A 21,194-nucleotide genomic window follows, 5' to 3' on the forward strand; every position below is an offset into this window, starting at 1 on the left:
CTCAGTGGTCCAGAATCGCCTGCAGAATCAGGGCGTTCCGCGCGTTCTGCCCAGCCGGCACCGTGGTGTGACGTCCGTCGCGCAGGTCCGTCCGCAGCCGGTCGGGACGGGCAGCCAGGTACTCCGCCCAGTGCACGATGCGCAGGTTCGAGTGCCGTACGGCGGCCTGCTCCAGCTGCAGGTTGATCCACGTACTGTTCCGCTGGTCCGCGGCCTGGATCGCCGACGGCTCGTCCGTCCGCCGCACCTGCACGTCGACCCAGTACACCGTCCGCGAAGGTCCGGCGAGCTGCAGCGCACGATCGACCTGCGCGGCAAACGCCGGCGGATCGAAGATGTCGTTCGACCCGACCGCCATCACGATCCGGTGCGGAAGCCCGAACTGCTGCTTCCAGACCGCAAGAGCGTCGACCGCAGCCGACGCCGGCTCACCGGACCAGCTGTGCTCCGCAAACGTCGTGCCGTCCCGTTGCGCAAGCAGGTGCCCGAGCGCACCCCCGTCCTGTACGGCGATGCTGTCGCCGAACAGGTCCACCCCGTCCGTCGCAACCACATGCCGGATCTGGGCGGCGCTCGAGATCACCTTCGCGTGCGCCTGCCACGGACCGAGCGTGCCTGATCCATAACGGCCCGTGCCGGTGTCCTTGGCATGCGCAGTCGGGGCCTCAAGGTGGATGAAGGTGAGCAGGGCGGCGACCAGCGCCGCGATGAGGGCCGCGGAGGTCGCGGTGCGCGCAGCGATTCGAGGCACACCCTGATAACGCGTTAGGACGCGCGGAGGTTGCCATCGTCACTGGGGCCCCGCGAGGGCCTCGACGATCAGCTCGTTGCGCGCCTGCTGACCGAGCTGCGAGGTGTGGACGCCGTCCCGCAGGTACTTCGCCGCCCCGTCGGCTTGCACCGCGAGGAACTCGTTCCAGCGCACGATCCGCAGGTTCGGGTGCCGAACGGCGGCCTGCTCCAACTGCTGGTTGACCCACGCACTGTTCGCGAGGTCGGCCGACCGGACGGCGGAAGGCACACGCACCCGGCTGACGTGCACGTTCACCCAGTACACGGTCCGCGAAGGACCCGCGATGTGCATCGCCCGCTCCACCTGTGCGGCGAATGCGGGCGGGTCGAAGATGTCGTTCGAACCCACTGCCATCACGATCCGGCTCGGCAGGCCGAACCGCCGTTCCCAGTCCGCCAGCGCGTCCACGGCGGCCGAGGCCGGCTGCCCCGACCAGTCGTGGACGGCGATGGCGTCACCGGTCCGGCTCGCCAGCAACTCCTCCAGGGCCGGTCCGTCCTGTACGGCGATGCTGTCGCCGAACATGAACACCCCGTTGAACATCAGCGTGTCCCGGATCTCGTCGTCGGACGAGATGTGGTTGACCAGGTTCTCCCACGGGCCCAGCCGCCCCGAGCCGAACGGTCCCCGGTCCACCGAGCGCGCCCCGGTCCCGGGGGCGCTGCTGACCGGCACTGCCACGCTCGGGCGGCTGGGCTCGAGCAGCACCAGCACACCGCCCACCAGCGTCAGCACGACCATCGTCACCGACATGGCGGCCAACGGACCCCCGACGTGCTGACGGAAGCTGTGCCTCAACGCCCCCACACCCCCAGAATCTCGCCCTACCCCTCTACATGTCTCGACGCGGTGAACGGTTCCCTGCGTTGCATCTCAGGCAACCCGGATCAGTGAACCTCCAGCGGTGATCCCGATCGACGTCCGGACGCCGGCCACGTTGAGGTCGACGACGTACGTCGTACGGGACCAGCGGGCGCGGTACGTCACCGAACCGGTTGCCCGGACCGGCGCGATGAACGACAGGATCGACGCCGACGTCCCGGCCCGTGCGAACATCAGCGTGGGCGCCGCCCGGCGGATGGTGATCTTCGGGTAGTGCCAGCCCTGGATCGGATTGGTCTGCGCCTGCTTGAGCAGGATCGCGCCACGCGGTAGCGCCTGCCGGTAGGGCACCTGGAACAGGATCGTCCGGGTGCTGTCGCCTGCCCGCGCCGCCAGTGCGGTCGTCCGTGAGTACACCGTCGCGCGCTGGTCCGACGGCAGGTGCCACAACGTCTGGAACTGCTGCGCGGTCGTGGACGATGCGCGGTCGAGCGTGACGATCAGGTCGGGACTCCGGACCACGAGTACGGCGCGAACCCGGCTGATCCCGGTCCCGGGCACGTCGGAGAACTCGTAGAAGTCCGAGGTCGACTTGAGCGCGTACCGTGTCAGCTTGGTGGCGGGCAGTCGGTCAGCGGCCCGCGGCGTCGTCATCGAGCTGTGCGCGAACGGGCTCTTCGCCCAGGTCCGCCAGATGTCGTTCTGGTAGCCGGCGTGGCCGCCGTCGATCACGATGTCCCGCCCGCGAGCGGTGTACGTGAGCGACATGTGGTCGCTGTGCCCGTGCAGCTTGCGCGGTGGTCCGTACCTGATGCTGTACGCCGCCTGGGCCGTGAACGTCGCCCGAGTCCCCCAACTGGAGCGGCCGAAGACGTAGCCGGCCGAGTACAGGCCGACGCGTTGGGCCGGCGCGGTCCCGCTCGCGCCGAGGCTTCCGGCGTACTGGAGTGGGGTGCCGGCGACGGGCGCCGTACGCACGACCTCGGAGTCGCCGAGCTGATGGAGGTTGCCCATGGAGTTCGTGGCCAGGGCGAGCCAGCGCGCCATCAGGGCTCGTCTCGCGGTGATCGTCGCACCGGGGTTGGCGCCGCAGGCTTGCAGTACGGTGACCGCTCGGCCCCAGAGCGCGTAGTTGAACTGCGCGTACGCCGTCGCCTGCTCGTTGGTCGACCCCTGGGAGTCGATCGCGGTGGTGATGCCGGCCGCGAGGCGTTGCTGGGCGAGCGTCTTGTAGTCGGAGCGGTTGAGTGTGCAGCCGACGCCGAACAGGGCGATGCTCTCGTCGGTGCCGTGGTTCCAGGCGCCGCTCCAGTAGTTGATCAGGAACCGGGCGTGGCTGATCAGCGCGGTGTCCAGCCAGAGGTAGCGCGGCGGGAGCGTGGTGACCTTGAGCCCGGCGAGCACTGCCTGCCTGGTGCAGATGATCACGTTGGTGCGGTGCATCGTCGACTCCCAGGCGCCGACGTCCGCCTTCCAGGAGTACGGGTTGTCGAGCACCCAGTCGCTGACGATCGTGGTGACGTGCGCGATCGCGTTCGCGTCGCCCTTGCCGGCCGCGATGATGCCTTGCCCGAGCCAGCGCAGCGAGTGGAACCACATGTACCAGCTGGGATTGCCGTACGGGTTGAGCTTCCAGTTGATGTTGCCGCTGCCGTTGCCGACCCTGACCGCCTTGAACCCGCCCCAGGCGTAGTAGTCGTTCATCACGTACGACAACGGTGTCGCGTCGTCGACCGTGCTGAACCCCGGGCACGTGTACGTCAGCGCCGCCGCGGCCTCCGCCGCCAGTTCGGCCTGGCTCTTCGCCCGCACATCCGCCGCCGGCGCCTGGGTCGCCGGCACCACATTAGTTGCCCCCGGCAAAAACTGCGCCCCCTCCGGCTCCGGCAGATCCGCCGCGATCGCGATCCCCGGACCCTCCTCGGACGGCCTCGCCGTCGCCACCTCGCCAGTCCCGCCGGCGATCCCCGCCACCACCAGCCCAACCACCAAAACCCACCTGACCATGTCCTTCCCCCACCACTAACCCGCAGCCCCCCAGCCGGCGGTGGAAACCCCTACACCCCCAAGATGACCCGCGGACAGGAAAAGTTGTGACTCCTTGCCCAAGGCCACAGTGCTCTCACGCAGTGAAGATCCGGTGGCTGTGAGTGCGCGGGCGCAGGCGGGTCAGGTGCCTACTTTGCGGACGTAGGTTTGGGTGGGGGTGATGGGGCGGCCGGTGGCGTCCTTGATCTCGAGCTTGCGGAGGGGGCGGTCGGTCTTCGCGTCGAGGAGGACCGAGTGGGGTTCGGTGGGCTCGAAGAGGTGATCCTCGCCCCACTGGCGCAGGCTGACCAGGACGACGAAGAGGTCGCGGCCCTTCTCGGTCAGGGCGTACTCGTGGTACGACGTCCCGTCGGCGGCCGGAACCACCTCGAGGATGCCGTGGGCGACGAGCTCACGCAGCCGCGACGACAGGATGTTCTTCGCCAGGCCGAGGTTGCGCTGGAACTCGCCGAACCGGCTGATCCCGTCGAACGCGTCCCGGACGATCAGCAGCGACCAGCGGTCCCCGATCGCGTCGACGGCCCGCGCGACCGGGCACTCCGCGTCCTCGTGCGTGACCCGCTGCGGCATCTGTGTCCCCTTCGAGTACTGCGGTCGTCCGCCGCAGATTCCTGGCGCCAAGTGGTTGCAAGTATAAACCGGATCCCCTACGCTCCCGGTCAAGCTGGTTTCAACTTGAAACCAGATTCCACGAGCGGAGGAGCCAGTCATGGCGACACAGGCGCAGGAGAGTGCAGACCAGAGAGTGAGCCCGGTGCGGGTCGCGGTCGTGCAGTTCGAGCCGCGGGTCGGGGTCGAGAACCTCAAGGCCAACGCGCTGGCGGTGGAGCAGCGGCTGAACGCGGCGGCCGACGCCGGCGCCGGCCTGATCGTGCTGCCCGAGCTCGCCACCACCGGCTACGTCTTCGAGAGCCGTGAGGAGGCCTTCGCCCATGCCGAAGCGGTTCCGGACGGTCCGACCGTGGAGTCGTTCGCCCGGATCGCCGCCGCGCGGAACGTGTACATCGTCGGCTGCCTGCCGGAACGAGCCGGGGTGAAGCTCTACGACACCGCCGTACTGGTCGGCCCGGAGGGCTACATCGGCCGCTACCGCAAGACGCACCTGTGGAACACCGAGAAGCTCTGGTTCACCCCCGGCGACGAGGGGTTCTCGGTGTTCGACACCAAGATCGGCCGGATCGGGCTGCTGGTCTGCTGGGACATCTGGTTCCCCGAGACGGCGCGGATCGTGGCGCAGATGGGCGCGGACATCATCTGCGTGCCCACCGGCTGGGTCTGGACACCGCCACCGCTGTACGACGCGAGCGGCGTGTGCATGGCGGCGTACCTGACCATCACGGCCGCCCATGCCAACAACGTCTTCATCGCCACCGCGGACCGGACCGGTCAGGAGCGGGGCGCGGGCTTCATGGGCAACTCGCTGATCGCCGGGACGAACGGCTGGCCGATCGACCGGATCGCGGGCCCGGACGAGGACACCGTGATCTACGCCGACGTCGACCTGACAGCCGCGCGAACCGCCCCGATCTGGAACCAGCTGAACGACCTGCACCGCGACCGTCGTACCGACCTGTACGACCAGATGCTCGGTTACCGCGACCGCGCTCCGCTGCCGAGGTGACCTGATGACGACAGTCCGCAGTACGGCGGGAGTCACCGGCCCGCGGAGATTCGCCTCCTGGGGTGCCGGGCTGGCCGGCCTTTGTCTCCTGGTCCTCGCCGGCTGGACGTTCACGCAAGTCGACGGGCCCTGGCAGCCCTGGAACGGCGACTACGCCGACGTGGGCCGGTTCGCCTCCTGGCTGGCCGGATCCATCAGCGAGCCGCAGTTCTACGCGGTGGCTCCGGCTGGGGTGTTGCTGCTGGTGGGCGGCCTGGCCGGTCATGTCGCCCACCGGAGATCATGGCGATGGCAGGGGTTCGTCCAGGCCTGCGGCACGGGACTGTGGCCGTGGGCCGCCGGCAGCGGGTTGGCCAGCCTGCTCCTCGGCAACCTCCTCTGGGGCTGGACGCTGAAGCCTGGCAGTTGGCAGCCGTTGTTCGTACCGCTGGTGTCCGTCGCGCCGGCGATCGTGGTTCTCTTCGGGCCGGGGTGGAGAGTCGGGCTGTCGGCCGCCGTACTGGGCGCGTTGCTCACGCCACCGATCGCGATCCTCGCGGTCGAACGGGTGTGCGTCCCGCTCGACCTGCCGCCTGTCGTCGGTGCGACCGCAGGCATGGCACTCGGCGCTCTCATCGCGTTCTGGCTCTGCAGACAGCTGAGGTGGATGCCGGCGCCGGGCGCCTGGCGAACGCAGATCGCCGACGAGCCACGCCGTGGATCTGCCCTGCTGTGGTTGCCTCGTCGTGCGTTGGCCGACTTCTCCGAGGCGCAGTTCTTCGGCAACGAATGGGCGAGCGCGGCGTTGATCGTCGGCGCCGTTGTGACGCACCTGATCGCTCCGTCCAGCATCGCCTACGGATCGGGGCTGTTCCTCGCGGTGCTCGCCAGCCAAGCGCTGACCGCTGTCGTCGGTGTGATCGTTTGGCGCAAGCGCTGGCAGGCGCATGGCTTCTACCCGACGTTCGTACCGGTCGTCTCGGTCGCACCGGCAGCCGTCCTGGCCTTCGGTGGCACCCTGCAGTCCGTCGTGGCCGGCGCGCTGGCCGGAGCGCTGATCGCCCCACCGGTGGCCGCCGCGATCGGGGCCCGGATGCCGGCGGGCTTCCACCCCTTCATCGGCAACGTGGTCTCGATGAGCGTGTGTACGGCGCTGATCGTGCCCGTGCTCGGTCTCGTCCCGGGATTCGCCTCATGAACCTCGCAGAGCTCACGCGAGCGATCGGCGAGACCTCCGCCCGCGAGGTCACCGAGACGACGTTGCGCCGGATCCACGAGCTGAACCCCACCCTGAACGCGTTCGCTCTCGTGGACGACGACGGCGCCCGCGCGGCCGCCCGGGTCGCCGACGAACAACTTGCCGCAGGCATCGATCTCGGTCCGCTGCACGGCGTGCCCGTGGCAGTAAAGGACCTCGTCGACATGGCGGGTCTGCCCACCAGCTGTGGATCGGCCACGTCCTTCGGCTCCACTCCGACGGAAGACGCCGAGGTGGTACGGCGATTGCGCGCCGCCGGAGCGGTGATCGTCGGGAAGACGACGTTGCACGAGTTCGCGTACGGCGCCACCGGCGATCGTTCCGTCCACGGCGCCTCCCGTAACCCGGTCGACCCCAGCCGGATGTCCGGTGGGAGCAGCGGTGGCAGCGCGGTCGCGGTGGCGGCCGGGATGGTGCCGCTCGCGCTGGGCACCGACACCGCCGGCTCGATCCGGGTGCCCGCCGCGCTCTGCGGTGTCGTCGGCTTCAAACCGTCGTACGACGCCATCTCGAGCGCCGGCGTGTATCCGCTGGCTCCGAGCTTGGACCACGTCGGCCTCTTCGCGGCCACCACCGAGGACGCGCTGACCGGCTACCAGGCACTCAGCGACCGGCCGGTGACGCCCCGGCCGGGCCGGTTCGCGGTCGGATGGATCCCGCCGGCCTCGATCGCCCGGACGGATCCAAGGATCGAGGAGCTGACCCGGCAACTCGTCCACCGGATCGGAGCCGACGTCGGCGTCGTCCGCGGATTCCCCAAGTGGGAGCGGCCGGACACGCTGTTCGAGATCTTCTCCACCCTGCAAGGCCGGGAGGCGTTCCGCGTGCACGAGCACCACCTCGGCGCGGACCGGGACTTGATCGATCCCGAGGTCCTGGCCCGGCTCGACCTGGGTCGGGAGATCTCCGCGGGCCGCTACGCCGAGGCCGACGCCGCTCGCCAGGAGTTCCGGACCATGGTCGACGAGCTGCTGTCGACGTACGACGTACTCGCGTTGCCGACCGTGCCGATCGTGGCACCACAGGTGGGCGAGCGCAGCGTTTCGGTGACCGGCGCGGACCTCGAGGTGCGCTCGGCGCTGCTGTCGCTGACGAGCCCGTGGAACCTGACGGGTTCGCCGGCGATCAGTGTTCCCGCGGGACGGGTGGACGGGCTGCCGGTCGCCGTACAACTCATCACTGCGCCGGGCGACGAAGGACTGCTCTTCGCCGCCGCCCGGACGCTCGAAACCGCCGCCCTGGCCGAGTAAGCCGGAGCGAGGAAGGACTGTCATGCCATCGATTCAGGTCGACCTGCCGGTGACTGCCGGCGAGGTCACCAAGCGGGAGTTCGCGGAACGCCTCGGCCACATCTACGGCGAGATCATGCAGGTCGGCCGGGACCTGCTCACGGTCTCCGTCCACGACCTCGGCAGCGGCGGGGTGTGGCGCTGCCACGAGTCCGGTCCGCCGACGCCGTCGGCCCTGATCATGTGCGACATCCGGAAGGGCCGCCCCGCGGAGACCAGAGCCCGTCTCGCCCGGGCCCTGATCGACGCCTGCGCCCAGACCTTCCAGCTCGACGCCCTGTGGATAAAGGTCGAGTTCACCCAACACGACGGCGCCGACATGTACCACCCCCACCTGGGCGGCTTCAACAAGAACTGGAACGCCGACGAGCGCCCATCGCACCTGCCTTCGTGAGGACGCGTCAGGCGGAGCGTTCGGACTGGCTGCGTTCGACGCAGAACTCGTTGTGTTCGGGGTCGTGCATGGTGACCCAGCCGGGGCCTTCGAGGGTGCGGTGGTCTTCGTGGATGGTGGCGCCGAGGGCGAGGAGGCGGTCGACCTCCTCGTCGCGAGTGCGCTGGTCGGGGACCCAGTCGAGGTGGACGCGGTTCTTGACCGACTTGGACTCGGGGACGGCGATGAACAGCAAACCGGGGACCGGAGCCGGCGCCACCAGCAGCACCTCGTCGTCGCCGGGCACGTCGCCGTCCGCGATCGGCCAGCCGGTGGCGTTGCTCCAGAACTGCGCGAGCTCGTACGGGTTGCCGGCGTCGATCGTGATGTGTCGCGGGATCATGCCGCGACCCTAACCGCGACCCCGGGCATTCGACGGCTGTTTTTCCCGCCGCTGCTGCAATTGTCGGTGGCCGGGTCTACTGTGCGGCCAAAGGGACCAACACAGGGGGAAGGGGAGTCAGATGCCATCTCGGCTCAATCCGTACATCCAGTTCGACGGCAGTGCACGGGAGGCGATGGAGTTCTACCAGGGGGTCTTCGGTGGTGACCTCGCCACCAACACGTTCGCCGAGTTCGGCGCCAGCAGCGGCCCGGACGACGAGAACAAGCTGATGCACGCCCAGCTCGAGACCCCGAGCGGGTTCACGCTGATGGCCTCGGACACGCCGCCGGGGATGTCGTACAACCCGGGCGAGAACATCTCGGTCAGCCTGAGTGGTGACGACGAGGAGCTGCGCGGGTACTACGAGAAGCTGTCCGAGGGCGGCAAGGTGACGGTGCCGCTGGAGAAGCAGATGTGGGGCGACGAGTTCGGCCAGGTCGTCGACAAGTTCGGCATCAACTGGATGGTCAACATCAGCGGGAGCTGACCGACTTCGGGCGCCGTGACTGGACCAGAAATTCGGTACGGCGCCCCGCGGCCGCCGGGCTACCGTGAACAGCATGGGACTCAACGACGTGCTGTACGACCCGCTCCGGCACAACAACTGGGCGACGAAGAGCCTGATCAGGTTCTGCCGCGACCAGAAGCTCACCGCCGAACAGTTGGAGGTCACCGGCGTCGGCACGTACGGCGGGATCCTCGCCACCCTCGACCACATCGTCCGGTGCGACGGCAGCTACGTGCGCCGGGTCGCGAACAGCCCGCTCGACTTCGTGGACGGCGAGCCGGCCACCGACTTCGACACCCTCGAGCGCTGGAACGACGAGGCCGGCGCGCTGTGGGAGGACGTCCTCACCAAGCCGATCGACGTCGAGCGCGAGATCGTCGTGGACAACAACACCCGCGCCACCCGGGCCGGCATCTTCATCGCCCAGGCGATCAACCACGCCAACCACCACCGCGAGCAGGTCTGCGCGATCCTCACCGGCCTCGGCATCCAGCCCCCGGACATCCAGGCCTGGGAGTACGCCTGGACCCACAACCGGATCTGGGACCTCCCCGCCTCCGGCTAGTCCCGCTTCAGCAGCGGCGCCGACTCGGAGACCGGCGTGACCGGGGTGCCGTAGGTGACCCAGTTGAGGATGTTCTCCACCACCAGGTTGCCCATCGCGTTGCGCGTCGGGATGGTCGCCGACCCGACGTGTGGCAGGAGTACGGCGTTCGGCAGGTCGAGCAGACCGGGATGAACGGTCGGCTCGGCCTCGAAGACGTCGAGCCCGGCGCTGAGGATCGTGCGGTTGCGGAGCGCGTCGACCAGGGCCGGCTCGTCGACGACGGTGCCGCGGGCAACGTTGATCAGGATGCCGTCCGGACCGAGGGCCTCGAGGACCTCGGCGTTCACCAGGTGGCGGGTGTCGTCGCCGCCCGGGATGACGATCATCAGGATGTCGACGTCGCGAGCCATCTCGACCAGCGACGGGTAGTAGCGGTAGTCGACGTCCTTGCGGCGCCGGTTGTGGTAGGCCACGGAGACCCCGAACGGCGTCACCCGGTCCGCGATCGCCTCCCCGATCCGGCCGAGGCCGAGGATGCCCATCCGGCGACCGTGCAAGGTTGCCCGGGTCAACGGGTACGGCCCGTCCTGCCACTTGCCGTCACGGAGGTACCGCTCGGCCTGGGGCAGCTCGCGGACGGTCATCAGCAGCAGTCCGAGAGCGGTGTCCGCGACCTCGTCGTCCAGGACGCCAGGCGTGTTCGTCACCACCACACCACGCTCAGCGGCGGCAGTCGCGTCGATCTGGTCGTACCCGACCCCGAAGCTCGCCACGATCCGCACCGCCGGCAGCCGGTCCAGGAACGCGCCGTCGATCCGCGTGCCGCCGGTCGCGACGGCGACGATCTCGTCCCGGCGCTCCGCGAGTACGGCGTCCGGATCCGCCTCCTGCCAGAGCCGGATCAGCTCGACCTTCCCGTCCAGACCCTCCGCGACGACCGGGTTCATCGGCCCCGGTATCAACACCACTGGCAGTCCCACAGCTCCTCCTCGCTGAATTGCCAGACACGACCCAGGCGCGCCGAAGTTCATCCTGCCTTTCCCGCCCAACCCTATTTCCTGTCGCCGATAGGACTGACGATCGGGGGAGGAGGTCACCATGATCATCGACTGCGCCTACTACCGCGACGGGCACCGCCAGCACGTCGGCCCGATGTCGATCGAGGACGCACAGACCTTCCACCTGCGCCCCAAGGTGGAGCCGTACGAGGGCGACATCCGGCTGGTCATCCTGCGCACGGCCCGGTACGACGACCAGCGCGAGGAGGTCGACTTCGGCGAGGTGAGCGTGTTCGTCGGGCCGGCGTTCGTGATCACCGTCCGCCAGGGCGTCGCCAGCGACCTGCACGGCGCCCGGATCCGGCTCGAGCAGCGGCCCGAGCTGCTCGAGGCCGGCACGAACTCGGTGCTGTGGGCGATCCTCGACCAGGTCGTCGACGGCTACGGCCCGGTGGTCGCCGAGCTCGAGCGCGACATCGAGCAGGTCGAGCACACCGTGTTCGCCGGGTCGGTCGCGCCGACCGAGCGGATCTACTTCCTCCGCCGCGAGGTGACCGACTTCTACCGCGCCGTGCACCCGCTGCTCGCCGTACTCGCGACCATCGAGCGTGGTGCGCAGAGCACCCACCTGCTGCCGTACTTCCGGGACGTGCACGACCACCTGGTGCTGGTGAACGAGGAGGTCGCGGCCCAGCGCGACCTGCTCGCGACCGTGCTGGAGGCGAACATGGCGGTGATATCGGTCGAGCAGACCAAGGTCGGCGTCCGGCAGAACGCGACGATCGAGCAGCTGACGATCCTGGCCACGGGGTTCCTGCCGCTGACCGACGGCCCGTTCAAGCCCATGGACAGCGGCGTGGTCGTCGGTAGCAAGCTGTACGCCGTCCACTCGAACTACCCCGAGTGGCCGATGGAAAGCTCGACGGCGCGTGGTGGGCCGGGTTCGCCAACTACGACGTGGTCCAGGACGGGATGACCGAGCCGTACGGGCAGACCTACAACACAGTTCCGCAAGTGGCCGAATCCGATTGAGTAGCGGACATAAGCTGTCCGCTACTCAGCGGATCCTGGAGACATGACCGAGAACAGCAGCAGCACCAGCACCGCGACCTTCCACGCGTACTTCGGTTACCGCGACGCGGTCGGCGCCCTGCGCTGGCTGGAGAAGGCGTTCGGGTTCGAGACCACGATGGAGGTGCCGGACGACAAGGGCGGCATCATGCACGCCGAGATGCGGTACGGCGGGGTCTCCTTCACCCTGTTCACCGACGAGGAAGGCTACGACAAGCCGGTGCGCAAGGGCGAGACCGTCGGTCACGGCAGCTACGTCGCCTTCGACAGCAAGGCCGAGGTCGACACGATCCACGCGACCGCGGTCGCCGCGGGCGCCGAGTCGGTCTGGAAGCCGGCCGACACCGCGTGGGGCAACTACCGCTGCCGCGTCGCCGACCCCGAGGGCTACGAGTGGACCTTCGGCACGCACCGCCCCGGACTGCCCGCCTCCTGGTAGTACTGTGCGCCGGTGGATCCCCGGCTGATCGTCATCAGAGGCAATTCGGGCTCCGGCAAGAGCTCGATCGTCGAGGCCATCCGGGCGGCGTACGGGCGCGGGGTCGCCTGGATCGAGCAGGACTACGTCCGCCGGATCGTCTTCAAGGAGCTGGACCAGCCCGACGGCGCCAACATCCAGATGATCCGGCAGATCGCGAACCACGCCCTCGATCGCGGGTACCACGCGGTCGTCGAGGGCATCATGCCGAAGGTCCGGTACGGCGAGATGCTCCGGCAACTGCGTGACGACCACGCGGGGCCGTCGTACTTCTACTACCTGGACATCCCGTTCGAGGAGACCGTCCGGCGGCACGCGACCCGGCCGAAGGCGGGTGAGTTCACCGGCGCGGACATGGCCGAGTGGTACCAACCGCAGGACCTGCTCGGCGAGCCGCGCGAGACGGTCATCGACCAGACGAGCTCCCTGGAAACAACCGTCCGGCGGATCCTCGCCGAGACCGGGCTGACGTGAACCGCCAGGCCATCACAATCGAACCGGCTGCAGCCGGTTGAGCGGGAACCCACCGGAAGATGGCGATTGTGATGGCCTGGCGGTCCGCAGCTAACCCTGCGACCAGCCGCCGAGGTCCAGGTCGGCGATCACGACCGGCTGGCCTGAGGCCAGGGACTGGTTCGCGGCGATGCCGACGGCGACCGCGCGGACGCCGTCGTGGACGTCGGCGGCGCGGGCCAGCGGGTCGTCGCCGGGCCCCTTGAACAGGTCGGCGTAGATCAGCCGGTCGCCGCCGCCGTGGCCGCCGACCCCGCGCGGGATCTCGACCTCGACCGCCGGCGCCCAGTGCTTCTGCAGCACCAGCCGCTCGCCGTCGGACCGCACGTCACCAGCCACGACCCGCTCGGACGGGTAGCTCGGATCGATCTGGTCGTCCACCACGGCAGCGCGCTCGACGACCTCGAGCTCAGCGCGCCCTTCGGTGCCGTTGACGCAGACCCGGTAGCCCTCCCACGGCGAGTGCGCGTTGAGCGAGTAGCTCAGCCGGGCGCCGTTCGCGTACTCGGCGATCACCGCCATGTTGTCCTCGATGGTGATCCCCGGACCGAATACGTCCTGGTCGCGGATGTACCCGTCGTACTGCTCGCTCTCCAGGTACAGCTGCCGGTTGGTCTCGTCGGCGCGCAGGTCGAGCAGCCACGGGTCGTCGGCCGACCCGTCGACCGTGCCACGCTCAGGTCGTTGCCCAAGGCCACGAGTCGCGGCGTTGTCGGCGCCGTAGAAGAACAGGCCGCCGGAGGCGAAGACCCGGGTCGGGGTGGAGGCGATCCACCAGTTCACCAGGTCGAAGTGGTGGGACGCCTTGTGCACCAGCAGGCCGCCGGAGAACCGCTTCTCGCGGTGCCAGCGCCGGAAGTAGTCCGCGCCGTGCCGGGTGTCGAGCACCCACTGGAACTCGACGCTGGTGACCGTGCCGATCTCGCCGTCCATGATCAGCTGCCGCAGCGCGCTGTTCCGGGGCGAGTACCGGTAGTTGAAGGTCACGACGACCGACTTGCCGGACTCGTTCATCGCTTCGACGATCTGCCGGGTGCCGTCGGCGTCGATGGTCAGCGGCTTCTCCACGATCACGTCCGCGCCGGCCCGCAGGATCCGGGACACGACGTTCGCGTGCGTGTAGTCGGGGCTCGTCACGACCACCCGGTCGACGGACTGCTCCTTGATCATCCGCTCCAGGTCGTCGGCGCCGTACTGCGGCAGCTCCGGCCCGCCGAGCTCCTTCACCCACCGGTCGTGCACCGCGAGCCGGCCCGGGTTCGGGTCGAGCAACGCGACCAGCACGGCCTCGTCGGGGTGGTCCTGGACGATCGCGCGGACGTAGGCCCGTGCTCGCGAACCGGTTCCTGCCACTGCATAGCGTCGAGGCACGACGAACCCTTTCTACTCGTGTAGAACCAGCACGCTAGCAATCGCTTTCCGCAGCGGTCAAGGTCGTACTATCGGCACATGCCCAAGGCCACCCCAGTCACCCGCAACGACGTGGCGGAGTACGCCGGGGTCAGCACCGCGGTCGTCAGCTACGTGGTGAACGAGGGCCCGCGACCGGTCGCGCCGGAGACCCGGGAGCGCGTGCTGGAGGCGATCCGGGTCCTCGGCTACCGGCCGAACGCGACCGCCCGCGCGCTCCGGATGGGCACGACGCGGACCCTCGGCCTGATCACCCCGGACGGCGGCAACCCGCTGTTCGCCGAGCTTGCGAAGGCGATCGACAAGGAGGCCGCGGCCCGCGGGTACGTCGTTCTGCAGACCAGCGCCGACGGCGACCCGGCGACCGAGCAGGCCAAGCTCGCCGAACTCCTGGTACGGCGGGTCAGCGGCCTGCTCCTGGTCGCGCCGACCGAGGACCCGGACCTGGACGGTGTCGACGTGCCGGTAGTCGCGATCAACCGCGTTCTGCCGCATGCTTCGTCGGTCCGGCCGCAGTACCGCGACGGCGCCCGTCGCGGTGTCGAGCACCTCATCGAGCACGGTCATCGCACGATCGGCCTGGTCATCGGCGGTCGTCGCCGGCCGGAGCGCGAGCTCGGGTGGCGGGACGCGCTTTCGCAGGCTGGGTTGGAAGAAGGGCCGATCGTTCGCGCGAGCTTCAGCCGGAGCGGTGGTCACGAAGCCGGTCGTGAGTTGCTAGCGGCAACGAATCGGCCGACGGCGATCTTCGCCAGCTCGGACCTGCAGGCGATCGGGGTGCTGCGGGCGATTCACGAGGCCGGGCTGAGGGTTCCCGAGGATGTGGCGGTGGTCGCGTTCGACGGGACTGCAGAGACGGAGTACAGCTGGCCGCCGCTGACCGTCGTACGGCAGCCGTTGGAGCTGATGGCACGGGACGCCGTCGGCCGGCTGGTGGACGGCGAGGAAGCCGTCGAGGAAGTGACGTATCCGGCCGAACTGATCGTCCGGCGGTCCTGCGGCTGTCCTTAGAGCGTGCCGACGTCCTCGAAGATCAGGGCGGTGCGGGTGGCGAGCACCTCGGGGATGGCCTGGAGCTTCTCCAGGACGACCCGGCGGAGGTGCTCGTTGTCGGCGGCGCGGACCAGCAGGATCGCGTCGAAGTCGCCGCCGACCAGCGCCATGTGCTTGACCTCGGGGATCGCCTGCAGCTGTTCGCGCAGCGTCCGCCAGGAGCTCTGCCGGAGACTCAGCGTAACGTACGCCGACGTCGCGAGGCCGAGCTTCAGCGGGTCGACGGTGGCGGTGAACCCGGTGATCACGCCGGTCGTGGTGAGCCGCTCGACCCGGGCGTAGGCGTTCGCGCGGGAGATGTGCACCTGGTCGGCGAGCGCCCGGATCGACAGCCGTCCGTCCCGCCCGAGCGCCTCGACGATCTGCCGGTCGATCTCGTCGAGGGCCGGGGCGACGACCATCTGTCCAGGCACCGGCGGGCTGACCATCACGTCGTCGGACATTCTGCTCCTCGGGCTGGGGGGACTGGGCCAAGCGTCTCGTGATTTTTCCAGGTCTGGATCAGATTGACCAGAAGTACGACGATGAGGCCACCGTCCGTCTCCTGCCATGGAGGGTCACATGAACGAGCGAAGCGAGTTCATCGACAAGCACTGCCTACTCCACGCCTCATCGGCGCCCGGAGCGAAGCGAGGACGTCGATGAGCTTCGTCGAGGAGCGTTTGCTCCCCTCCGCGGAACCTGTCCGGTTGATCGACCAGGACGGGCTCCCGCACGACCACCCGTCGTACCGGCTGCCCACCGAGGAAGTCCTGGTCGACGGCTACGTTCAGTTGATCAAGGGGCGCCGGATCAACGACCAGGCCGGCGCGCTGGTCCGGCAGGGCCGGCTCGCCGTCTACCCCTCGTCGCACGGTCAGGAGGCCTGCCAGGTCGCGGCCACGATGGTGCTGCGCGAGGGGGACTGGCTGTTCCCGACGTACCGCGACACGGTGTCGATCGTCAGCCGCGGTGTCGACCCGATCGAGACGCTCACCCTGCTCCGCGGTGACTGGCATTCGGGCTACGACCCGTACGCCCGCAAGGTCGCGCCGCAGGCGACGCCGCTCGCGACCCAGCTCACACACGCGGTCGGGGTCGCGCACGCGGCCCGGCTCAAGGGCGAGGACACCGTGGTGATGGCGCTCTGCGGGGACGGCGCGACCAGCGAGGGCGACTTCCACGAGGCGCTGAACTTCGCCGCCGTCTTCCACACGCCGGTCGTCTTCTTCATCCAGAACAACGAGTACGCGATCTCCGTCCCGCTCGCCCGGCAGACGGTCGCGCCGTCCCTGGCCCACAAGGGGATCGGGTACGGCGTTCCCGGAGAGCGGGCCGACGGCAACGATCTGGCCGGGCTGCTCGCCGTACTCGGACAGGCTGTGGACAAGGCGCGCGCTGGCGAAGGCCCGCAGCTCGTCGAGGCGCACACCTACCGGGTGCAGGCGCACACCAACGCGGACGACGCGACCCGCTACCGGCAGGACGACGAGGTGACGCCGTGGCTGGAGCGCGATCCGATCAAGCGGCTCGAGACCTATCTGACTGAGCAGGGCTTGCTGGACGACGACGTACGGCGACGGGCCGAGACCGTCGCGGACGAGGTCGCACAGCAGTTGCGCGACGGTCTGATGCCGGAGCCTGAGGTGGATCCGGCGGACCTGTTCGCGCACCTCTACACGACGCAGACCCGGCAGCTGCGGGAACAGGCCGCGTTCCTCCGGGACGAGCTGGCGCGAGAGGAGGCCTGAGCGATGACGCACGTGAAGATCACGATGGCGCAGGCGCTGAACCAGGCCCTGCGGGACGCGATGAAGACCGACGACAGCGTGCTGATGTTCGGTGAGGACGTCGGCGCGCTCGGCGGCGTGTTCCGGATCACCGACGGGCTGACCGCGGAGTTCGGCGAGGACCGGTGCTTCGACACCCCGCTGGCCGAGTCCGGGATCGTCGGAATGGCGGTCGGGCTGGCGATGAACGGGATGCGGCCGGTCGTCGAGATGCAGTTCGACGCGTTCGGGTACCCGGCGTTCGAGCAGATCGTCTCGCACGTCGCCAAGATGCGGAACCGCACCCGCGGCCGGGTCACGCTGCCGATGGTGATCCGGATGCCGTACGCCGGCGGCATCGGCGGGGTCGAGCACCACTGCGACTCCTCCGAGAGCTACTACGCGCACACCCCGGGGCTGACCGTGGTCGCGCCGGCGACGGTCGCGGACGCGTACACCTTGTTGCGAAGGGCAATCGAGTTCCCGGACCCGGTGGTGTTCATGGAGCCGAAGAAGCTCTACTGGGCCAAGGAGGAGGTCGACCTCACCGAGGACCAGCCGGGCATCGGCACGGCCGTCGTACGGCGGGAAGGCGCGGACGCGACGTTGATCGCGTACGGGCCGACGGTGCCGGTCGCTCTGGAGGCGGCGCAGGTAGCGGCGGCCGAGGGGCGGCAGCTGACCGTGGTGGATCTGCGGTCGATCGTGCCGTTCGACGACGAGACGGTGGCTGCGGCGGTACGTCGTACCGGCCGGGCCGTCGTGGTAGCGGAGGCCAGCGGGTTCGCGAGTGTGTCGTCGGAGATCGTTGCCCGGATCACCGAACAGTGCTTCCACTCGCTGGCCGCGCCGATCCGGCGGGTGACCGGGTTCGACATCCCGTACCCGCCGCCGAAGCTGGAGAAGCACCAGCTCCCCGGCGTGGACCGCATCCTGGACGCCGTCGACGACCTGCAGTGGGAGGACTCGTGAACACCTTCCTGCTCCCGGACCTCGGTGAGGGGCTGACCGAGGCCGAGATCGTCCGCTGGCTGGTCAAGGTCGGCGACGTCATCACCGTCGACGCCCCGGTCGCCGAGGTCGAGACCGCCAAGTCCGTGGTCGAGCTCCCCGCGCCGTACGCCGGAGTCGTCGAGGAGCTCCACGGCGAGCCGGGCACGGTGATCCCGGTCGGCAAGCCGCTGATCACCATCGCGGAGGTCGATGCGGGGACGACGTACCGCGAAGAGGAGAAGGCCGGCTCGGGCAACGTCCTGATCGGCTACGGAACCGGTGAAGGCGCCGGTGTGGGGCGGCGTCGCCGGCCGCGCGGTCCGGCGGTTTCCGGAACATCGGTGCCGCCCAATGGCAACAATCCTCCGAAGAGCGAGGTGCCGTTGGTGATTTCGCCGTTGGTGCGACGGATGGCTCGGGATGCCGGGGTGGACCTCAGGAGTTTGGTGGGGTCGGGTGACGGTGGGCTGATCGTTCGGCGGGACGTGGAGGCGGCGATCGCTCAGCGGTTCGAAAAGGCGCCGGAGGTTGGCTCGCGGACTGGGCTTGCGGAGTTGCGGCGCGAGCCGCTGAGCGGGTTCCGGAAGGCGGTGGCGGCGACCCTGAGCCGGAGCCGGGCGGAGATTCCGGAGGCCACGACCTGGGTGGACGTGGACGCGACCGCGCTGGTGGAGCTGCGGGAGTCGTTGCGGTCGGCGAAGGATGCCGGCCCTGGGTTGCTTGCGTTGATGGCGCGGTTCGTGGTGGCCGGGTTGCAGAAGTTCCCGGAGCTCAACGGATTCGTCGACACCGAACGCGAGGAACTGGTCCAGTACGACGGGATCAACCTCGGCCTGGCCGCGCAGACCGACCGCGGTCTCGTCGTACCCGCGGTCCAGAACGCGCACCGGTTGACCACGCGCGCGCTGGACGCCGAGATCAAGCGCCTGACCGAGACCGCCCGCGCCGGCCGGCTGACGCCGTACGAGCTGTCCTGCGGGACGTTCACCCTCAACAACTACGGCAGTTTCGGCGTGGACGGCAGCGCGGCGATCATCAACCACCCGCAGGTCGCGATCCTCGGCGTCGGCCGGATCATCGACCGCCCGTGGGTGGTCAACGGCGAGCTCGCGATCCGCAAGCTCACCCAACTGTCGCTTGTCTTCGACCACCGCGTCTGCGACGGCGGCACCGCGGCCGCCTTCCTGCGCTTCGTCGCCGACGCCTTCGAGAACCCGGCGTCGGTCTTCGCCGACCTCTAGGACAACTGTCGTGGCCGCAAGCCGACCAACACGGCCCGGAGCCCGCTGGTGAAGCGGGCCTCCGGGCCGGCCAGGTTCTCCCGGCTCAGGTACGCCGCCAGACTCGCCGCACCCACGCCGAGTTGCTCACCCGCGGCCGACGCCCACTCCCGCTCGGTCAGCCCACTCCGCCGTACTGTCGCCGTCCACGCCGCATCGGTCACGGCCGCACCGATCAGGTAGTGAAAGACCGCCGAAACCGCAGCGTCCAGGTGCACGCCTCGGAAGCCGGCTGAGCTCAGCACGTTCAGGATCCGCTCGGCCAGCAGTTGGTAGTTCGGGCCTAGCCCGGCGTGCGACGCCAGCAACTGTGTCGCCCACGGATGCGCCCACAAGGCTTCGTACGCCGCCGTCGCGAGAGCGGTCACCTGGTCGCGCCAATCACCACGCTCCGCGGGAACCAAGGCCTCACCGAGCACCTCGTCGACAGCGAGCTCGAGCAGGTCGTTCTTGTTCGCGATCCGCCAGTACAGCGCCGACGTGGCGGCGGTGCCGAGCTCGGCCGCCATCCGCCGCATCGAGAACGACTCCAGCCCGTCGCGGTCCAGCACCTTGACCGCCGTACGCACGATGTCGTCACGACTCAACGGCGCTCGCGTCGCCTCCGGATCGGCCCGCAACCACACCGATCCGAGCGCCGTCTTCAGGTCCGCCTCGCGTGCCATCCGGCCGAGCATAGCGAATACGGCGTTTCACGAACTAAAACACTGTGTTAGTGGCAATAGGCAACTACTTTCTGTCAGGGTGGGAAACGGTTCGGTTGCAAAACGTAAGGAACACGGCGAGTCGTGGACCTCCTACTTGCGCGCGGCAACGCGGGACCACCAGAATGCGTGGGTCCATCGATCCTTGCAGGGGCAGGCCGGAGGGGAATGTCGGTCTGAGGACGACGATGGGCCACCGGCGCAGGGCCGGTGATCGACGACTCCTGGTTCGGCCGGGGATGGCTCCGGGGGACCGCCGACGACTTTGCCGGTCATATGACCGGCCACAGACATGGGGAAGATAGTGAACGAAACATCGGTGGACGCACGCGGACAGGCGAAGCGGTCCCGCGTGGTGGCGCTGCTCGGCGGCGCCGGCGCGCTCGCACTCGTGCTGGGCGGCGTCACGCTCGCGATGGCGCCGTCGGCCTCGGCGAGCGGCTCAATCATCGACGGCAACCCGAACTGCGAGAACGTGATCCCGGGTTCGACCGAGATCAAGTTCGACCCGCCGACGCCGGGTCAGGCGACCGCGGACGGCGTGACGGTCAGCTGGTCCACGACCACGCTGGCGCAGGACGACCCCGACCACCCCGGTGACCAGACCGGTGGTCAGCAGGTCACGTTCACCGCCAGCGGCGGCGTCGTGCTCGGTGCGCTGATGAAGGGTGGCCCGGCGGCCAACTTCTACGACTACCGGCCGGCCGGTTCGACCGGGGACTCCGGGCTGCACACCCCGGTGAACTCGAACAACGGCAAGTACTACGGCATCAGCCACGTGACCTTCTGCGTCAAGCAGGTCACCACCACGCCGACACCGACGCCGACCCCGACGCCGACCGAGACCCCGACGCAGACGCCGACCGAGACGCCTTCGGAGACGCCGAGCGAGACGCCTTCGGAGACCCCGAGCGAGACGCCGTCCGAGACCCCCTCGGAGACGCCGAGCGAGACGCCTTCGGAGACCCCGAGCGAGACGCCTTCCGAGACGCCGAGCGAGACCCCCTCGGAGACGCCCAGCGAGACGCCTTCGGAGACCCCCAGTGAGTCGCCGTCGGTCTCCCCGACGGAGAGCTCCAGCACGCCGACCGTGGCGATCCCGACCGAGGTCGACGCGGGTCAGTCCGGTGGCCTGAAGAACATGTCCGCGATCGCCGGCAGCCAGAGCGCGTGGGGCATCGCCCTGCTCATGCTCGGCGGTGTGCTGGTGTTCGCCGGTGTCCTGAAGTCCCGGCAGACGCGCGGTCAGCACTCTGCCTGAC

Annotated in this window: 23 protein-coding genes; 14 read left to right on the plus strand and 9 right to left on the minus strand. The window is 69.2% G+C overall.

Annotated features, from left to right (window positions below; all coding sequences use genetic code 11):
• Position 1: 1 nt before the first annotated feature.
• The 4 genes from ACIBGM_RS11110 to ACIBGM_RS11125 all read right to left on the minus strand — a co-directional run bounded on the left by ACIBGM_RS11110 (position 2) and on the right by ACIBGM_RS11125 (position 4,234).
• Entirely contained in the window at positions 2 to 751 is a 750-nt protein-coding gene (locus ACIBGM_RS11110) for a hypothetical protein (RefSeq protein WP_360518048.1), read from the minus strand.
• A 39-nt stretch (positions 752 to 790) separates the two neighbouring features.
• Positions 791 to 1,546, minus strand: a complete 756-nt coding sequence (locus ACIBGM_RS11115; protein WP_360518045.1) for a hypothetical protein — start codon at positions 1,544 to 1,546, stop codon at positions 791 to 793.
• A 120-nt stretch (positions 1,547 to 1,666) separates the two neighbouring features.
• Entirely contained in the window at positions 1,667 to 3,604 is a 1,938-nt protein-coding gene (locus tag ACIBGM_RS11120) for a heparinase II/III family protein (protein ID WP_396385255.1), read from the minus strand.
• Positions 3,605 to 3,784: 180 nt separating this feature from the next.
• Positions 3,785 to 4,234: a winged helix-turn-helix transcriptional regulator gene (locus ACIBGM_RS11125; protein ID WP_396385256.1), complete on the minus strand. Its 450-nt coding sequence runs from the start codon at positions 4,232 to 4,234 to the stop codon at positions 3,785 to 3,787.
• 139 nt (positions 4,235 to 4,373) lie between these two features.
• Here ACIBGM_RS11125 and ACIBGM_RS11130 point away from each other — a divergent pair, with 139 nt between their 5' ends.
• The 4 genes from ACIBGM_RS11130 to ACIBGM_RS11145 are packed head-to-tail and all read left to right on the plus strand — an operon-like array spanning position 4,374 to position 8,205.
• Positions 4,374 to 5,285: a nitrilase family protein gene (locus ACIBGM_RS11130; protein WP_396385257.1), complete on the plus strand. Its 912-nt coding sequence runs from the start codon at positions 4,374 to 4,376 to the stop codon at positions 5,283 to 5,285.
• A gap of 4 nt (positions 5,286 to 5,289) precedes the next feature.
• A complete protein-coding gene (locus tag ACIBGM_RS11135) occupies positions 5,290 to 6,462 on the plus strand; it encodes a hypothetical protein (RefSeq protein ID WP_396385258.1) in 1,173 nt (390 codons plus the stop codon).
• A complete protein-coding gene (locus tag ACIBGM_RS11140; RefSeq protein WP_396385260.1) occupies positions 6,459 to 7,772 on the plus strand; it encodes an amidase in 1,314 nt (437 codons plus the stop codon). The genes ACIBGM_RS11135 and ACIBGM_RS11140 overlap by 4 nt, the downstream gene beginning before the upstream one ends.
• A gap of 22 nt (positions 7,773 to 7,794) precedes the next feature.
• Complete coding sequence (locus ACIBGM_RS11145) at positions 7,795 to 8,205, plus strand: hypothetical protein (RefSeq protein ID WP_396385262.1); 411 nt, start codon at positions 7,795 to 7,797, stop codon at positions 8,203 to 8,205.
• A 7-nt stretch (positions 8,206 to 8,212) separates the two neighbouring features.
• Here ACIBGM_RS11145 and ACIBGM_RS11150 read toward each other — a convergent pair whose 3' ends face one another.
• A complete protein-coding gene (locus ACIBGM_RS11150; RefSeq protein WP_360518024.1) occupies positions 8,213 to 8,587 on the minus strand; it encodes a VOC family protein in 375 nt (124 codons plus the stop codon).
• A 121-nt stretch (positions 8,588 to 8,708) separates the two neighbouring features.
• On the opposite strand from ACIBGM_RS11150, the gene ACIBGM_RS11155 reads away from it, so the two are divergent.
• Both ACIBGM_RS11155 and ACIBGM_RS11160 read left to right on the plus strand, forming a co-directional pair.
• Positions 8,709 to 9,116, plus strand: coding sequence for a VOC family protein (locus ACIBGM_RS11155; RefSeq protein ID WP_360518021.1), 408 nt, complete (start codon positions 8,709 to 8,711; stop codon positions 9,114 to 9,116).
• A gap of 73 nt (positions 9,117 to 9,189) precedes the next feature.
• A complete protein-coding gene (locus ACIBGM_RS11160; RefSeq protein WP_396385263.1) occupies positions 9,190 to 9,702 on the plus strand; it encodes a DinB family protein in 513 nt (170 codons plus the stop codon).
• Here the strand turns inward: ACIBGM_RS11160 and ACIBGM_RS11165 are convergent.
• Positions 9,699 to 10,664 carry a 2-hydroxyacid dehydrogenase gene (locus tag ACIBGM_RS11165; protein ID WP_396385264.1) on the minus strand — a complete coding sequence of 322 codons (966 nt, stop codon included), beginning with the start codon at positions 10,662 to 10,664 and terminating at the stop codon, positions 9,699 to 9,701. The genes ACIBGM_RS11160 and ACIBGM_RS11165 overlap by 4 nt on opposite strands.
• Positions 10,665 to 10,782: 118 nt before the next feature.
• Here ACIBGM_RS11165 and ACIBGM_RS11170 point away from each other — a divergent pair, with 118 nt between their 5' ends.
• The 3 genes from ACIBGM_RS11170 (at position 10,783) to ACIBGM_RS11180 (ending at position 12,705) form a co-directional block, all read left to right on the plus strand.
• Positions 10,783 to 11,658: a CorA family divalent cation transporter gene (locus ACIBGM_RS11170; protein WP_396385265.1), complete on the plus strand. Its 876-nt coding sequence runs from the start codon at positions 10,783 to 10,785 to the stop codon at positions 11,656 to 11,658.
• Positions 11,659 to 11,757: 99 nt separating this feature from the next.
• On the plus strand, positions 11,758 to 12,192 hold the full coding sequence (locus ACIBGM_RS11175; RefSeq protein ID WP_360518009.1) for a VOC family protein: 435 nt from the start codon (positions 11,758 to 11,760) through the stop codon (positions 12,190 to 12,192).
• Positions 12,193 to 12,204: 12 nt separating this feature from the next.
• Positions 12,205 to 12,705, plus strand: a complete 501-nt coding sequence (locus ACIBGM_RS11180; protein WP_396385266.1) for a kinase — start codon at positions 12,205 to 12,207, stop codon at positions 12,703 to 12,705.
• 90 nt (positions 12,706 to 12,795) lie between these two features.
• Here the strand turns inward: ACIBGM_RS11180 and ACIBGM_RS11185 are convergent, their stop codons facing one another.
• Positions 12,796 to 14,115 carry a Gfo/Idh/MocA family oxidoreductase gene (locus ACIBGM_RS11185; protein WP_360518003.1) on the minus strand — a complete coding sequence of 440 codons (1,320 nt, stop codon included), beginning with the start codon at positions 14,113 to 14,115 and terminating at the stop codon, positions 12,796 to 12,798.
• Between the two features lie 78 nt (positions 14,116 to 14,193).
• Here ACIBGM_RS11185 and ACIBGM_RS11190 point away from each other — a divergent pair, with 78 nt between their 5' ends.
• Entirely contained in the window at positions 14,194 to 15,165 is a 972-nt protein-coding gene (locus tag ACIBGM_RS11190) for a LacI family DNA-binding transcriptional regulator (protein ID WP_360518000.1), read from the plus strand.
• Here ACIBGM_RS11190 and ACIBGM_RS11195 read toward each other — a convergent pair.
• The gene (locus tag ACIBGM_RS11195) at positions 15,162 to 15,650 is read right to left on the minus strand and encodes an Lrp/AsnC family transcriptional regulator (RefSeq protein WP_360517997.1); all 489 of its coding nucleotides are present in this window, start codon (positions 15,648 to 15,650) and stop codon (positions 15,162 to 15,164) included. The genes ACIBGM_RS11190 and ACIBGM_RS11195 overlap by 4 nt on opposite strands.
• 198 nt (positions 15,651 to 15,848) lie before the next feature.
• Here ACIBGM_RS11195 and ACIBGM_RS11200 point away from each other — a divergent pair, with 198 nt between their 5' ends.
• Genes ACIBGM_RS11200 through ACIBGM_RS11210 form a run of 3 tightly spaced genes read left to right on the plus strand, consistent with a single transcriptional unit; the run spans position 15,849 to position 19,189 of the window.
• Entirely contained in the window at positions 15,849 to 16,937 is a 1,089-nt protein-coding gene (locus ACIBGM_RS11200) for a thiamine pyrophosphate-dependent dehydrogenase E1 component subunit alpha (protein WP_360517994.1), read from the plus strand.
• A gap of 3 nt (positions 16,938 to 16,940) precedes the next feature.
• Complete coding sequence (locus ACIBGM_RS11205; protein ID WP_396385268.1) at positions 16,941 to 17,927, plus strand: alpha-ketoacid dehydrogenase subunit beta; 987 nt, start codon at positions 16,941 to 16,943, stop codon at positions 17,925 to 17,927.
• Positions 17,924 to 19,189, plus strand: coding sequence for a dihydrolipoamide acetyltransferase family protein (locus ACIBGM_RS11210; RefSeq protein WP_396385270.1), 1,266 nt, complete (start codon positions 17,924 to 17,926; stop codon positions 19,187 to 19,189). Before ACIBGM_RS11205 ends, ACIBGM_RS11210 begins: the two co-directional genes overlap by 4 nt.
• On the opposite strand, the gene ACIBGM_RS11215 is transcribed toward ACIBGM_RS11210, so the two are convergent.
• Entirely contained in the window at positions 19,186 to 19,893 is a 708-nt protein-coding gene (locus ACIBGM_RS11215; protein WP_360517985.1) for a TetR/AcrR family transcriptional regulator C-terminal domain-containing protein, read from the minus strand. The genes ACIBGM_RS11210 and ACIBGM_RS11215 overlap by 4 nt on opposite strands.
• 358 nt (positions 19,894 to 20,251) lie before the next feature.
• Here ACIBGM_RS11215 and ACIBGM_RS11220 point away from each other — a divergent pair, with 358 nt between their 5' ends.
• On the plus strand, positions 20,252 to 21,193 hold the full coding sequence (locus tag ACIBGM_RS11220; protein WP_396385271.1) for a hypothetical protein: 942 nt from the start codon (positions 20,252 to 20,254) through the stop codon (positions 21,191 to 21,193).
• Position 21,194 lies beyond the last annotated feature (1 nt).

It is taken from the genome of Kribbella sp. NPDC050470, from assembly GCF_044458365.1.
Classification (GTDB): Bacteria; Actinomycetota; Actinomycetes; order Propionibacteriales; family Kribbellaceae; genus Kribbella.